The following is a 14,310-nucleotide window of genomic DNA, read 5'->3' as shown; positions in this document are numbered from 1 at the left end:
TGCGGATCGGATCAGCGCACGTCGACCCACGCACGAGATGCGACCGATGCCGTGATGGCGTCGAGAGTTTCGGCCGCGGCCACGGCGTCGGCGATCGTTGCGCCCCGGGCCTTTCCGTCGAGGATCGAGGCGATGAAGTTGTTCCCCTCGATGACCTTGAGGTCGTCGTAGCTCATCGAGGACGCGGAACCCGGCTGGAAACGGGCATACGCTCCGGCGTCGGGGCCCACCCACACCGTGGTGATCGACTGGTCCTGGTATTTGCTCCCGAGGCTCGTTCCGAGTTCGTTCATCCGGCGGAAGTCCCAGTACACCGCACCCCTGGTGCCGTGGATTTCGAACCCGTAGTTGTTCTGCTCGCCGACGGCCACGCGACTCGCGTCCAGCGTGACCCGTCCGCCGGACGACAGGCGAACCAGCGCGCTGACGAAGTCGTCGTTCTCCACCGGCCCCAACTTGCCGCCCGTCGCGCGCGCATGCCCGCTGGTGGCACCCGTCGGGATGGCGCGCTGGGGGATGAAGATCGCGGTGTCGGCCACGACTGCGTCGATGTCGCCGAGCAGGTACCGGACCAGGTCGACACCGTGCGAGGCAAGGTCGCCCAGAACGCCCGACCCACCGCGCGCGTTCTCGTAGCGCCAGCTCAGCGCACCGTCCGGATGCGCGGCGTAGTCGCTGAGGAAGCGGAAGCGTGAGTGCGTGATGGTGCCCAGCTCGCCCGCCGCGATGAGATCGTGCGCCATCGCAACGGCCGGTGCGTTTCGGTAGTTGAATCCGACGGTCGACTGGACGCCTGCCTTCTCCACAGCGGCGGCGACTGCCTTCGCGTCCTCGGACGACAGCCCAACCGGCTTCTCGATCCAGATGTGCTTGCCCGCCTCCGCCATCGCGACGCCGATCTCACGGTGCAGGAAGTTGGGTGCGGTGATGCTGACCGCGTCGATGTTCTCGTCGGCGGCGATGTCGCGCCAGTCGGTCAGCGCTGCGCCGAACCCGAACTGGGCGGCAGCTTCCTCGGCGCGGCCGGGTACCTCGTCGGCGACGGCCCCCAGACGGATGGACGGCGCTTCCGGAAAGTGTTGGCGCTGACGCAGATACGCGTTCGTGTGCACGCGGCCCATCCAGCCGAATCCGGCGACGGCTACTGCGATTTCGGTGGGGTTGACGTTGGTCAAGATCGACTCCGGGACTGATCGGTGCGGCGTGTGTCTCTACGACAGTGCTGCGCGCCACGAGCGAAGTCAATCATTTGTTCTGACAAAGTGGCTCTCGAGGTGATTTTGATGGCTTTTCCGGGCCTCGCACCGCCATCGCGCGGAGGGACCGCTGATCGCGCGGACCAGCGTTCCCCTTCCGCAGCAGGTGCCGACCCGGCGCACCTCCACCAGCGACTACGCGCCCGCGCGTCGCACCAACGCCGGTACACCGGCGTCGACCCGAACCATCCACTGATCCAGCGGCTCGAACATCTCGTCCCCCGACGGTCCACCAGGCACAGAGAGTTCATGCAACGCTTGGCCTTCCGAAGGAACAAGCGAAACCTGAGGCGGAACGTCCTCACCCGATGCCGGGCCCGACGCCACGTCCGCAGTTCGCAGGACAGCGGCGAGAATGCTGCCCTGTTCGTCCGTCAGGACCTGCATCTGGGAAACCCTTGGCGATTCCTGTGTCGTCATGCGAGGACGCCTCCTTCCAGATGGAACCACACGCCCGAAGTGGAGCTGTTGTGAATGCCGAGCACGTAGTACTGCTTGCTGGGGCCGCCGAACACCGGTGCGTTCGCGGTGCCCTGCCACTGCGTCATCAGGATCTTCGTGCCACCACCGCCCTGGCTGGCGTCGAGTCTCGCAGTCGCCAACTGCGGGCCCTTCCAGATGTCTCCAAACGAGAAGGAGAATTGATTCGCCTGCCCAGCGGCGAGAAAAAGCCCCTGAGGAGTTGTCGACCAAGCCATTTCGGTGTCCTTTCGTCGAATCACGAATGCGATACAGGACCGACCGTACGAGGACCCTCGCCAGTTGAACCGAGTAGTCGACTACTCGAATCTCTCGGCCGAGGGCCTGACCGGTCGACGCATCGATCGATGCGAACACGGAAAATGAGCAACGGTCAGGTGGTCAGTTTCCGTTGCCGGTTCGCTGCCCGCCGGACCTGAAGGATCCGGACACCGCCGACGAGCGCCATGACCACCGCGCCCGCGATGGCCGCGAACAGCAGAGTGACCCCGAGCGGGACCGTGAACTCCCAGACGAACAGTTCCAGGACGACGCTGTCGAGGTTCTGCAGGATGAACACGAGAAGCAGGACCAGAACGAGAATGCCGATGACCAGACCAGTCCACGTCGCCCCGGTACGCGTGTGCTTGATCCCCTTACCTCTCGCCACATCCGGCGGTATCCCGGAACCCGCGTCATGGGCGTGCGGGTCGGAAGGAGGCACCCCGCCGCCCGGCGTCTGTCCTGCCGGCAGGTGCGGTCCGGCGTTCGGTGTTTCGTCCGTTGGGGGCAACATGGGACCCGATTACCCAGGCCGTCACCCCACCAACCGGGTCAGGGCTGTTCCCTCCGGCACGTCGGGATGTCGATCATCGTGGCGTGCTCAACAGGGGCACGAACCGGTCGATCAAATCCTGGATGGGATCCTGCGCCACCGGCGGTGGTGGTGACGCCGGATCCTCCGCGAAGGCACCGAGAACGTCACCGGTGTGCTGGTCGGCAGTGCCGTACGTGTTGGCCGCTACCGAGAAATCGGGCCCGAACGACGCGGAAGCGACAACACTGGGCCCCAGGTCCGACCACCCCCACTTGGTTCCGGTCACCGACGGCAGCCGCCCGGTACCCCAGTTCTGATGGGTTCCGTCGGCGGCGACGGGGGCCGCGGTGGCCATCCACTCCAGAATGCGGCTGTCCGGATCGGTGGTCTTCTTCGCCTCGAGGAACGTCACGGTGTCGGCGGTGCTGGTAACCGCATCGCCCCAGAATCCGGAGTCACGGGTACTGGTCAGCCCATACTCGGCGGCGATCGCATCGATCGACTGCGGGTACTTGGCGTACGCCTGCGAGGCGGCGGAGTCGTCGCTGTCGCGGATCATTTGCTGTCCGAGCGCGAGGTCCTCGGGAGAGCCGTCGCCGTGCCGGAGCATGTAGTCGGCTATATACAGCTTCACGATCGACAAACCCGGCCGGGCTTCCCCCTGATTCGCCGTCCCGACGCGGGTTCCGCTCGGGGTGTGCATGAACGACAGCGCCGTCCGCCCCGGCACCTCGTCGATCCTGTCGGGCGCCGGAGCCGAATGGGCCGTCACTCCGGACGCGGACGCGACGAGCCCGGCCACCAACAGCGACAGCGCGGCGCGGCACGCCCACCTCTTCATAACGTGCGAGTACCCGGTTCCACCCGGGCTCAGCCGCCCGATCACCGGAAATCTGGTTCCTGCGGTGCCTGTTTCCCGAGTCGGTGCGCCGCTCGGCACCGTCGGTGCACACTGAACTCAGCCCCGCGGCCCGGATCGGTGCTCTTACCGGAACCGCGGTGGCGGTGCAGGAGGACCGGATGTTCCACCGCGGCGAGCACGCCGTCACCGAAGCCCACACGCTCGACGAGGACCTGCTCGTCGAGCCCGTGGTCCGCCGCCGCCCGTGGGTCGAATTCTTCACGTCGACGCCCGGGCGGCTGACCGTGCTGGGGATCGCACTCATCGCCGCGGTCATCGCCGCGGGCGCCATCACCTCGGCGGCGGTCGGCGCGCGCCAACAGCGAGTCGAGACACTGCGCACCCACACCGAGCCCCTCGCAAACGCGGCCCAGGCGCTCTACAGCTCGCTGTCGATCGCCGACGCCGCCGCAACCACGTCCTTCGTCTCCGGTGGCGGTGGTGCCGAGTCGACTGCTGGCGCGGAGCAGTTCACCCAGGCGATCGGGGACGCGTCGAACGCGCTGGTCACGGCGACCAATGGGGTGTCGTCGCAGGACGCCGAATCGCTGGCACTGCTGTCGGACGTGGTGCGCGACCTCGCCGAGTACTTCAACCTCGTCGCCACGGCTCAGGCGAACGACCGGGCCGGTAACCCGGTCGGGGTGGCGTATCTGGCCGATGCGTCCGCGCTTATGCAGGCCACCATCCTCCCGTTGGCGGAGCGACTCTACGTCCATCAGGCCGAGGCGGTCGCCGAGATCCAGACGCACACCGCCCAGCTGCCCGCGACCGCCTTCACGGTGACCGCGGCCGCCCTCGTCGCCCTCGTCCTCGCCCAGCTGTACCTCGTCCGGAAGAGCAAGCGCCGGTTCAACCCCGGCCTCGCTGTCGCCACCCTGCTCATGGCCGGGCTTCTGCTGTGGCTGATCGGCGGAAGCCTGGTGTCGACGTCGGCGAGCGAACACGCGAGAACCGAAGGAACACAACCGATCAACGCGGTTGCCCGCGCTCGCATCCTGGCGCAGCAGGCCCGCGCCGACGAAACCCTCGCCATCCTGCAACGCGGTTCCGACACCCAGTCGGAAGTCGACTACGCGCGGCACTCCCAGGCCTTGTCCGACGAACTCACCCGGCAGCTGGAGAGCTCGCATGGTCGCGCCGCCGAGCAACACCTTCGCGACGCCGTGACGGCCCGCGACGGCTGGCTGGCCGCGCACCGGGACATCGAGATCGCCCTCGAGCGCGGTGACTACCCGACCGCCGCGGCGATCGCCGCCGGATCCGGCTCGGGCACGTCGTCGACGCAGTTCGCCGCCCTGGACGAGTCCCTCCGGAACGCGATCGACCGACTCCGCGACGACGAGGCCAACGCGGTGACGGACGTCTACCGGTCGATGTCGGCACTGGCAGTCGGTAGCATGATTATTGGCGTGTCCTGCGGATTCGCCGTCGGCGGGGGGATCTGGCCGCGACTGAACGAGTACCACTGATGACACAGGTGAGGCTTCCGAGACCGGGGGCGAGACCGCGTGCCCGGCACCTCGTCGGCGTACTCGCCGTCGCCGTGCTCGCCGGCTGCGCCGCACCCGACCCTCTCACCCCGACCGTCGCGGCCACGTACACCGCACGACCGATGACGGACGGTGCGCAGATCATCCCGCCCACGGACAGTCCGCCGCCGGAGCCACCGCTCCCCGAGTCGTGTGGGGCGCTCGCGAGCCTGCGCCCCGGCCCGCAACCCCCGCCCGGGCAGATGCCGCCCGGTGGATCACTTGCCGAGATCGCAGGGCGGGGCCGGTTGATCGTCGGCGTCGACCAGAACACCAATCTGTTCAGCTTCCGAGATCCGACCACCGGCACCCTGCAGGGGTTCGAGATCGATGTGGCGAAGGAGATCGCCCGCGACATCTTCGGCGATCCGACGAAAGTCGAGTTCCGGCTACTCACCACCGCCGGCCGGTTCTCCGCACTCGAGAACAACGACGTCGACGTCGTCGCACATGGATTCTCGATCACGTGCGAACGCGCCCAACGCGTCGGTTTCTCCACCGAGTACGTCCGCGCCTTCCAGCGTATTCTGGTCCCTCGCGGTTCCGACATCGCCGGACCGGCGGACCTGGCCGGAAAACGGGTCTGCACCTTTCTCGACACCACCTCGCTCGGCACCGTCCAACGAGTCGCGCCGGACGCCACGATCATCGCGGTCCCCAACTGGGACGACTGCCTCGTCACCATGCAGAAACGGCAGGCCGACGCGACCAGCACCTCCGACTCGCTCCTCGCCGGGCTCGCCTCCCAGGACCCGAATTTTCAGATCGTGGGGCCCCGGCTGGAGACAGAAGAGCACTGGGCGATCGGTGTCAACAAGTACAAGGAGGACCTGGTGCGGTTCGTCAACGGCACCCTCGAACGCATACGCGCCGACGGAACCTGGATGCGCGTGTACGACCGGTGGCTGGCCACACCACTCGGGCCGATCGCGGGCCCACCCCCGGCCACGTATCGCGATTGAGGGTCGACGCGGACATCGGACGTGCTGGAAAGTTGTTGCGACACTGAGCGCGCCCACCACCGATCCCGAACCTCCGACGGTGTGGGGAAGGCCCACGCATTCTGGCTGAAAACCCCCCGGCGAGTCGTATCCCGGACTGCCTGATCTCGACCCGACGGGATACGGCCCGCACCCTCCACGGTAAACCGCCTCCGGACGGACCTCAATAGCCAGTACGACGGCGGTTTCCGTCGTTAGCCGGGACCGTCATTGCACCGGCGTCAGCGATGGCGTCGCACCAGCTTCGGGGCGGGAAACAACGCGTGCACCAGCGTCCTCTGCGACTGCAACCGTGCGTGCCGCGTCCATGCCTCTGCAACAACACCGCCGAGCGCGTCTGGAGACCCGGCGTCGACGACGATCAAGTCCGGATCGAGGCAGCCGCGAGACCCGCACGCGCACAGAACGTCAGAGGTGTCGTCGATGCGTAGCGACCGCACCTACCGACAGCCCGCCACGATCCGCCGACGAGCCGGCTAGTTGATGCGTGGCCTCCGGACGCGTTCGGCGTTGCGCGGCGGGAAGGGTTCGCCATTGTTGTATTCGCGTTCGAGGACGGTGAGGTAGTGGGCGAGGGCTTCGTCGACGAGGCTGGACCAGCTGTTGGGGGCGCCGGCGATGTGGCCGATGGCGGCGACGGCATTCTTGCCGTTTTCGACCTTGGCGCGGTTGATGAGGACGGATTCCTGCTTCTTGTCTGCGGGGACCCGTCTGGTGGTCTTCTTTTCCTCGCCGAGGGCCACCGGTTCGGCGATGGTGGCTGCTTCTTGTGCGACGTCCACGCCCTGTTCGACGAGGTTCGGCAGTCGTCGCTTGCGGCGTTCGAAGGGGTTGCTTGCAAGTCCTGCGACGTCCACGCCCTGTTCGACGAGGTTCGGCAGTCGTGGCTTGCGGCGTTCGAGGGGGTTGTTGGCGAGTCCGGGTTTACGTGTCACGCTCGTCAGGAGGTCCTTGTGACCGGTTGTCGAGTACGTCCCGTCCTGGTGGGCGCCTGTGCGGGGCTGGGGGCGGCGTGCGAGGGGGTTGTTAGCGAGTCCCGGCTTACGTGTCACGCTCATCGGGGGTCCCTTTCGACGAGTTCTTGGGCGGCGTCGCGGTAGGCGCGCGCTGCGGAGGAGGACGGTGCCCACCTGACGACGGGTTCTTCGGCGCTGTAACTTTCGCTGACGCGGACGGACTTCGGGATGATGGTGTGCATCGTCTGATCGGGGTAGGTTTCGCGGAGCGCGGCGAGGACCTGCTGGTCGATGACCTGGCCGAGTTCGACGCGGCCGCACAGAATGTGATTGAGCCGTGCAGTGGGATTGAGCAACTCGACCTGCTCGGTGATGTAGTTCTCGATCCGCATGAGCGCTTCGAGTTCCATGGCTCCCGTCATGACAGCGGCAAGCACTTCGGTGCAGGCGACGAGTGCGCTGATGGTCAGGTGGTCGAAGTCTCCGGGGCAGTCGAGGAGGTTGAAGTCGACGTCGGGGGCGCCGGCGAGGGCTTTGCGCAGGACGCCGTGTGCACCGGGCTTCTTGAGGAAATAGGGCCCGACGGAATCGAGTTCCTTGGTGGCGGGAACGAGGTGGATCCCGGACGCGGTGATGGTGGTGGCATCTTCGATGCTCGCCACCAGCATGAGTACCGACAGGACATCGTTGTCGACGGCTTCGGGCGTGGCGCCGAGCCAGGTGGTGGCGTTGCATTGTGGGTCGAGGTCGACGACGCGGACGGTGTAGCCGGCTTCGACGAGGGCTTGGGCGAGGTTGACCGCGCTCGTGGTTTTGGTGGAACCACCTTTATGGTTGACCACTGCGATGGTGCGGGTCATGTGGGCCTGTCCCTTCGTGTAAATATAGTGACCTAGCTCAAGATACTTAACTTGGTCGAGGCACGCGGATGACCCGCCGATCCGAGCGCGGAACCCTCGACCTCTGTGTGACGGCGACTACACGGATGTGAACTACAGCCGCGTCAGGTGGGAGTGCGGCCTGAACGATTCGGCCTGCCCCGCCGGCCCGCCCGCCAGGCACTCCCCCGGTGGTCCGACTACCGCTGTGGTAGTACAGCGGCTACCGGTAGCGTGCTCCGCATTTCATCGGATGCAGATGTCGTGAACCGCCGCACACAAGTCGAGTGGCGTGTGAGAACGAACGAGTGGCACTCGGCGAACAGAGATCTCCTGGTGCTCCTCGGCCCTAGAATCGAGCGATGGACAGAACCGACCGCGCCAGCCGGGTGATCGCGGCATCACCGGCGACTGTCTACGGTGCCCTCCTCGACCGGGAGTCTCTCGAGGCCTGGTTGCCGCCGCACGGCATGCGCGGGCGGGTCGAACGGTGGGATCCTCGGCCCGGTGGTGGATTTCGGATGGTCCTCACCTACCTCGACCCTGCCGACAGTCCCGGCAAGACTTCGGATACGACGGATGTCGTCGATGTCGGATTCGCAGACCTGGTGCCACCGGAACGCGTGGTGCAGCTGGCGGTGTTCGAAGCTGACGACCCGTCGTACGCGGGCACCATGACGATGACCTGGCACCTCGCTGCCGCCGGTGACGGGACCGAGGTGACCGTCACCGCCACGGACGTGCCACCCGGCATAGACCAAGCGGCACACGAGGCCGGGATCACCTCCTCGCTGGCGAACCTGGCATCGTACGTCGAAGGATCCCGCTGATCAGGTCGGCTGCGACTCGAGCCGGGCCCTACACGACCTGCTTCTCGGCTCGGGCGGTCAGCGGGTACGCCTCGACGAGATTGTCCAGTTCCTGGTGGTACGACTCCACGTTGGCGACCTTGATCTGTTCGTACCCACGGATGAGGTCGGGCAGTTCGGCGATCTCCACCGCGGCGGTCAGGCTGTGCGGGTTGAGTGGGTGGAGGAGTTGCTCGATGGTTTCGCGGTATTCGGTGATCAGCTCGCGTTCCATCTTCCGGATGTGGTGGTAGCCGAACACATCGAGCTTGGTGCCGCGGATCTTGCGCATGCGGTGCAGGGTCCGGAATCCGGGGTTGATCCAGGATCCGAGTGAGAGCTTGTTCTTCATCCCCATGGCGCGCAGCACCGGGGGGTGTAGCCGGACGGCGCTACCGGCGCGCCCGCGATGTTTCGATCGACTCTGTCAGTTGAGCTGCTCCCTCCGTTGAATCGTCATGCTGGTTCTCCTACTTCGTCGCGCGGCCCCTCGCGGCCACTGGTCTTCCTGGAACGGAGCCGGACCGTCGTCGGTGAGGTCTACCACGACCCACTACGACCTGGCGGCGACTATCTCAGGCCGGACACCGAGCCCATGGCAGGCTTGGACGAGGTGGGGTGCTGATTCACACGGCCACCCTCGGCCCGACCATCCGAGGTGAGGCGCACAGATGAAAGGGGACGTCGCCGATGACCGTCCGTACCGTGAACACTGAGGCAGGGCGACTCTCCGGTGACCACACCGACGGGGTCGCCCGATTCCTGGGAATCCCCTACGCAGCAGCTCCAGCGGGCGAACGCCGATTCGCACCCCCTGGTCCTGCCGAACGATGGGCAGGGACCAGGAACGCCACCGGTTACGGCGCTACCGCACCCCAGCCGGCATTGCACCCCGCTCACGCGAATCTAACGCCGCTGATCGGGCCCGGATGGGTCGCCGGAGACGGCGACTACCTCAATCTCAACGTCTGGACACCCGACCCCGGCACGGGTGGGCTTCCAGTGATGGTCTACGTCCACGGCGGCGGGTTCATGATCGGCTCGGGCGCCGCCCCCGCCTTCGACGGCACCTCGTTCGCGCGCGACGGCGTCGTCCTGGTCACCGTCAACTACCGACTCGGGGCGGAGGGCTTCCTCGCACCGTCCGGTGCGGTCGCGAACACGAACATCGGATTGCGCGATCAGATCGCCGCCCTGCGCTGGGTTCGCGACAACATCGCCGGGTTCGGTGGAAACCCGGACAACGTCACCGTCTTCGGCGAATCGGCCGGCGGCTCCTCGGTCGCGTTCCTGCTGCACTCCCCGCTGGCCGCCGGACTGTTCCGGCGCGCGATCGTCCAGAGCGGACACGACGAGATGGCCCGCCCGCTCGAGGTCACCGAAGAACTCACGAAGGCACTCGCCGCCCGGCTCGGAACCTCCCCGACCACAGACGCATTCCGCGCATTCTCTGCCCCCGACCTGGTGCGCGCGCAGGCAGCTCTGCTCAGAAACGAACCCCACCCAGACCTGCGCGACGGCAACGGTGTCGACCCCGGCCACCGTCGCGCACTGTTCCTCCCCACCACGGGTGACGACGTCCTCCCCGACCCGGTCGGAGTCCCGAGCACCCATTCGCGCGGCGTCGACCTGCTGATCGGCACAACACTCGAGGAGGCCAACCTCGGTTTCGGTGCCGACCAGTTCGCCGCCTTCGACGCGCATGACGCCGTAGCCGAGCTGGCCGCCACCTACCCCGATGCCGAAGCGCTCCTCGAACGACACGGTCTCCACGACCCGGCCGTCACCCCCGCACATGCCCTCACAGCCGCCTACACCGACCTGATGTTCCGATCACCGAGCCGCCGCACCGCCCGCCGCCACCCAGGCCCCACCTACGTCTGCGAATTCGCATGGCGATCACCACTGCACGGCGCCGCACACGGCCTCGACGTCCCCTTCGTCTTCGACACCACACAGGCATGCCGCGGCCTCATCGGCGACGACGCACCCGGCGCCCTCACCCAGGCGATGCACCAAGCCTGGCTCGACTTCGCCACCCACGGAGATCCCGGCTGGCCCACCTACGACGACGCCAGAAAAGCGATGAGGTTCGATGCCGGCCCGCACCCCTGCGAGGACACCGCTCCCGACGACACCGGCGCCGAATACCTGCCCTGATCCAGGCCGGCGGGAGCGCGGCACTGGCGGTATCGGCGTCCGGCGCGGGGCCGGACGCCGATACCGTTCACGTCAGTCCGAAGCCGTGTCGGCGGCCCGGCCGAGGTGGCGGGCGAAGAACCGGGCCGAGCTGTCGCGTTCGTATTCGGGTACCGGGTAGTGCCTGCCCGAGTAGGCGTGCAATGTCTTCTCCTTCGCGGCGAAGGCGTCGAACAACGCGACCCCGGAGGTGCGGTCGAATTCCTCGTCGTCCCACGGAATCCGGTACTCGACCGGGACGGTGATCTTTCTTGCCGCCTCGATCAGAGCGTCGCACACGAAAACCCCACCGAAGCTCACGGCAGCGATCCGGGATTCGACCGCCGTCAACATCAGCCCGGTCACGACACCCAACGTCATGCCGCCGTAGCCGATCGGCGCTTCGACGCCGATCTCGGGCAGCGCCTGCAGGGCGTCCAGAGTCGCTTGCCATTCCGGCACCGCACGCTCCGCCAGCGACATGTTGTAATCGATCACGATCGGGGCGATCGGCTCGCCCGCCGCCCGGGCCCGATGGATCGCCTCGGCCCACCGTTGATCCTGAAGGTTTCGCGGCCGGTCGCCGTGTCCGGGCGCGTCGATGGCGGCGACGGTGTACCCATAGGTGGTCACGCAGTGGAGTGCACCGGCGACCAGCCCCGGCGCCTTCTTGTGCATGCCGCCGGAGTGCCCCGACAGCAGCAGCGGTGCGCCGACGGTTCCGGATGTGGGCGACCAGAGCACGCCGGTGATCTCATCCAGAGTGAATGTACGTTCGATGACACCGTTCGACGATGTCTCAGACGTGAAATGCATGGTGTTGCCTTTCGGGATTGCCTTGTTGTCGAGGCGCTCCCGGCGACACCTATGTCAATCGCCGAACCGTGAACACGAGCGGGAGCACCCACATGGTTACTGCGTTCATGGGTCTCACCTCCTCGCGTGATGTCACGGTCTCGCGCACGCTATCAACCTGAACCGAATCCCGTCCAACCTATTTCCTGTACGCGAGGGCCGATCGCCGATGGGCCGCGCCTGGTATTCCTACAGGTCAATGGAGTGTGGGTCGGTAGATGAGCTCTTGGATGTGACCGTCCAGCGTCCGGTTCTCGAGCAGTTCCAGGTCGAAGTCGGCCCCACCCTGGAAGATCGGGTCATCACCGGTCTGACCGGTGATCACAGGGAAGAGCGTCACCTGCAGGCGGTCGACGAGGCCGGCGGCCATCAGCGCCCGATTCATCGACAGGCTGCCGTGCGAGCGCAACGGCACCTCGGACTCCTCCTTGAGCCGGGCGACGACGTCGACGGCGTCACCGCTCACGACGGTCGCGTCCGGCCAGTCGAGAGGCCCTTCCAGCGTCGTCGACACCACCGTCGCCGGCAGGCTCCTCATCCGGGTGACCCATGGGTCACGCACTTCGGACTCCTCGGTGCTCGAGGCCAGCATCTGCGCGAACGCCCGATACGTGTTGGCCCCGAATATCATCCGCTGCTCCGCGCCGTACAAGGCAAGGCGGTGGTCGAGCAACTCGGGGCCTTGCTTGCCCCAGTAGCCGCCCCAGTCGCCGCCGCTGATTCCGCCGAAGCCGTCGAGGCTGGAAAAGACGTCGAAGGTGTAGGTCGCGGTCATGTCGTTCTCCTCGAGTGTGGTTGTGATCGGTGTAGGTACAGACTGGGAACCACTGCGAAACTCATCGCCGTCGGAGTGGGCGACTGTGGTCGCAACAAGAGTGTCGCGTCCTTCGTTCCGGCTCGCCGCCTCGCACGTGGCGGGCGAGGCGGCGAGATCGGTCTGTGCGGTGAACCGTCAGGCTCAGCCCTTGATGAGGTCGTCGATCTGGCCGATCGCCTGCGAGGCACCCTCGACCACACCCATGTCGAGCACCTGCTGGAGACCTTCGGCGGTTGCGTAGGTACTGACGTAGGTCGCGATGGTGCTGCCGTCCTTCTCCTCGAAGGAGAACTCGTTGGTGGACACCGGCATCGATTCGATCGGGGTGAAATCCGCATCGGCGAATCCGTCGGTGAAGGTGAAGCCGGTCGGCTCATCGACGGAGACGATGTTCCAGTAGCCCGCATGCTTGTCACCCTCGGGTCCGGTCATGTAGTAGGTGACCCGACCGCCGGGAGTGAACTCGTGGTCGACCACCGTCGCCGGGTACGTCGGCGGACCCCAGATCTTCTCGAGCTGGCGAGGATCGGCATAGATCTGCCAGATCCGCGCGCGGGGCGCGGCGAACTCGGCGGTGATGGTCAGGGTCAGTGCGTCGATGTCGTGGCTGACATTGGTGACAGGCATCGTTCATTCCTTCCGTTGGGGTTCTGTCGCGATCAGTTCGTCGATGCGCGCGATTCGCCCACGCCAGACGTGTTCCAGCTCCGCGAGCATGGACGACACCGCGCGAACTGCGTCCACATCGCCCGTGGCGAGTTGTTCACGGCCGCTGCGTCGTTTGACGAGTAGGCCGGACTTCTGGAGAACGGCGACGTGCTTCTGTACCGCAGCGAAACTCATGTCGTACTTCGCTGCCAGTGCCGAGACGGAATGCTCGCCGGCCAGCACGCGACGCATGATGTCGCGCCTCGTTCGGTCGGACAGCGCGTGGAACAGGGCATCGGCCCGGTCCTCATCTGTTTCTGACACACCCGAAACATACAACCGATTGGTTGTATGTGCAAGGCCCCTTCGACTCTCAGCTTGAAGTTATTGCAGGCGGCGTGCCGACGAGAGCGATCTAGCTCGGGGAGAACCCGCCGACATCGATCGAGATCCACAGCGGTGCGAACATCAGGCAGAGACCGGTGAAGCCCAGCAACACCGTGAGCGGCGGCGGTATCGCCCACGCCACCCAATACCCCACCGTTGGGCCAAGGACACCCGGTGCCCGGTCTGCGATCCAGCGAACTGGCCCAGCAGAGCGGCCACCAGCTCATACCAGGGCTCCTCACCCGCGCCCGCCGTTCCGGCGTCGTCAAGGTTCGGCTCGGATCGCATCGTCCCATTGTCCTCCGCAGGATTCATCCGTGCTGGTCGCCGACGGTTTCGCACACAAGTTTCGACACGCCACGTATCTCCGTGGGGGCGCGGCCAGGCACGGGCGCACCTCATCCTTCGCGACGGGCCAGTGCGTCCATTTTCGGTCTCCTCCGTCTGATCTGGTACCCATCCCCACGGATCAAGGAGTCACCATGACCAACGCCGACAAGTTCGAAAACCCGACGACGGATCGGACGGACGCAAACCCACGGACTGCGGCACCCACGTGTTGCAGCACCGAACGACAAGCCACCTGCTGCGACCTCAGCGAGAAGTCGACGTGCTGCGGTCCGACGGCGACGGCCGGCGACGGATGCGGCTGCCAGTAGCCCTCAGGTGACAACGGTGCGGTGCGAGCGAAGATGGCTCGCACCGCACCGCAGTCTTGTCAGCGTGACCTCGCCCGGTCGCCCCGTCGCCGTCACCAGAGATGATTCGCCGGTCTAC

14 protein-coding genes and 1 pseudogene are annotated in these 14,310 nt (G+C 66.4%); 4 read left to right on the top strand and 11 right to left on the bottom strand.

What is annotated here, in order from left to right; all coding sequences use genetic code 11:
* Positions 1-11: 11 nt before the first annotated feature.
* From AC1D1G_RS04445 to AC1D1G_RS04430, 4 genes are all read right to left on the bottom strand, one after another.
* A complete protein-coding gene (locus AC1D1G_RS04445) occupies positions 12-1,175 on the bottom strand; it encodes a Gfo/Idh/MocA family protein (RefSeq protein WP_477951344.1) in 1,164 nt (387 codons plus the stop codon).
* A 497-nt stretch (positions 1,176-1,672) separates the two neighbouring features.
* Positions 1,673-1,954, bottom strand: coding sequence for a hypothetical protein (locus AC1D1G_RS04440; RefSeq protein WP_009476898.1), 282 nt, complete (start codon positions 1,952-1,954; stop codon positions 1,673-1,675).
* Positions 1,955-2,109: 155 nt separating this feature from the next.
* A complete protein-coding gene (locus tag AC1D1G_RS04435; RefSeq protein ID WP_477951343.1) occupies positions 2,110-2,511 on the bottom strand; it encodes a LapA family protein in 402 nt (133 codons plus the stop codon).
* Between the two features lie 73 nt (positions 2,512-2,584).
* Positions 2,585-3,373, bottom strand: coding sequence for a hypothetical protein (locus AC1D1G_RS04430; protein ID WP_477951402.1), 789 nt, complete (start codon positions 3,371-3,373; stop codon positions 2,585-2,587).
* Positions 3,374-3,456: 83 nt separating this feature from the next.
* Between AC1D1G_RS04430 and AC1D1G_RS04425 the strand changes: the two genes are divergently transcribed.
* Positions 3,457-4,905, top strand: coding sequence for a hypothetical protein (locus tag AC1D1G_RS04425; protein WP_283335768.1), 1,449 nt, complete (start codon positions 3,457-3,459; stop codon positions 4,903-4,905).
* Positions 4,905-5,927, top strand: coding sequence for a glutamate ABC transporter substrate-binding protein (locus tag AC1D1G_RS04420; RefSeq protein ID WP_280782814.1), 1,023 nt, complete (start codon positions 4,905-4,907; stop codon positions 5,925-5,927). The genes AC1D1G_RS04425 and AC1D1G_RS04420 overlap by 1 nt, the downstream gene beginning before the upstream one ends.
* A gap of 515 nt (positions 5,928-6,442) precedes the next feature.
* Here AC1D1G_RS04420 and AC1D1G_RS04415 read toward each other — a convergent pair.
* Both AC1D1G_RS04415 and AC1D1G_RS04410 read right to left on the bottom strand, forming a co-directional pair.
* Positions 6,443-7,024 (bottom strand): hypothetical protein, encoded by a 582-nt coding sequence (locus AC1D1G_RS04415; RefSeq protein WP_477951342.1) that lies wholly within the window; start codon positions 7,022-7,024, stop codon positions 6,443-6,445.
* Positions 7,021-7,782 (bottom strand): ParA family protein, encoded by a 762-nt coding sequence (locus AC1D1G_RS04410; RefSeq protein ID WP_280782816.1) that lies wholly within the window; start codon positions 7,780-7,782, stop codon positions 7,021-7,023. The genes AC1D1G_RS04415 and AC1D1G_RS04410 overlap by 4 nt, the downstream gene beginning before the upstream one ends.
* A gap of 380 nt (positions 7,783-8,162) precedes the next feature.
* On the opposite strand from AC1D1G_RS04410, the gene AC1D1G_RS04405 reads away from it, so the two are divergent.
* Positions 8,163-8,630: an SRPBCC family protein gene (locus tag AC1D1G_RS04405; RefSeq protein WP_477951341.1), complete on the top strand. Its 468-nt coding sequence runs from the start codon at positions 8,163-8,165 to the stop codon at positions 8,628-8,630.
* A 28-nt stretch (positions 8,631-8,658) separates the two neighbouring features.
* On the opposite strand, the pseudogene AC1D1G_RS04400 reads toward AC1D1G_RS04405, so the two are convergent.
* Positions 8,659-9,030 (bottom strand): annotated as a pseudogene (locus tag AC1D1G_RS04400) (DUF6537 domain-containing protein); the annotation flags it as partial.
* Between the two features lie 308 nt (positions 9,031-9,338).
* Between AC1D1G_RS04400 and AC1D1G_RS04395 the strand changes: the two are divergent.
* Entirely contained in the window at positions 9,339-10,808 is a 1,470-nt protein-coding gene (locus AC1D1G_RS04395) for a carboxylesterase/lipase family protein (protein ID WP_477951340.1), read from the top strand.
* Positions 10,809-10,880: 72 nt separating this feature from the next.
* Here AC1D1G_RS04395 and AC1D1G_RS04390 read toward each other — a convergent pair whose 3' ends face one another.
* The 4 genes from AC1D1G_RS04390 to AC1D1G_RS04375 form a co-directional block, all read right to left on the bottom strand.
* Positions 10,881-11,642: a dienelactone hydrolase family protein gene (locus tag AC1D1G_RS04390; RefSeq protein WP_477951339.1), complete on the bottom strand. Its 762-nt coding sequence runs from the start codon at positions 11,640-11,642 to the stop codon at positions 10,881-10,883.
* 235 nt (positions 11,643-11,877) lie between these two features.
* On the bottom strand, positions 11,878-12,456 hold the full coding sequence (locus AC1D1G_RS04385; protein ID WP_477951338.1) for a dihydrofolate reductase family protein: 579 nt from the start codon (positions 12,454-12,456) through the stop codon (positions 11,878-11,880).
* A 183-nt stretch (positions 12,457-12,639) separates the two neighbouring features.
* Positions 12,640-13,125: an SRPBCC family protein gene (locus AC1D1G_RS04380; protein ID WP_283335774.1), complete on the bottom strand. Its 486-nt coding sequence runs from the start codon at positions 13,123-13,125 to the stop codon at positions 12,640-12,642.
* A 3-nt stretch (positions 13,126-13,128) separates the two neighbouring features.
* Positions 13,129-13,470, bottom strand: coding sequence for an ArsR/SmtB family transcription factor (locus tag AC1D1G_RS04375; protein ID WP_280782828.1), 342 nt, complete (start codon positions 13,468-13,470; stop codon positions 13,129-13,131).
* Positions 13,471-14,310: the final 840 nt, after the last annotated feature.

It is taken from the genome of Rhodococcus sp. P3_B8 (genome assembly GCF_056402775.1).
This window is presented reverse-complemented; position numbering and strand designations above follow the sequence as displayed.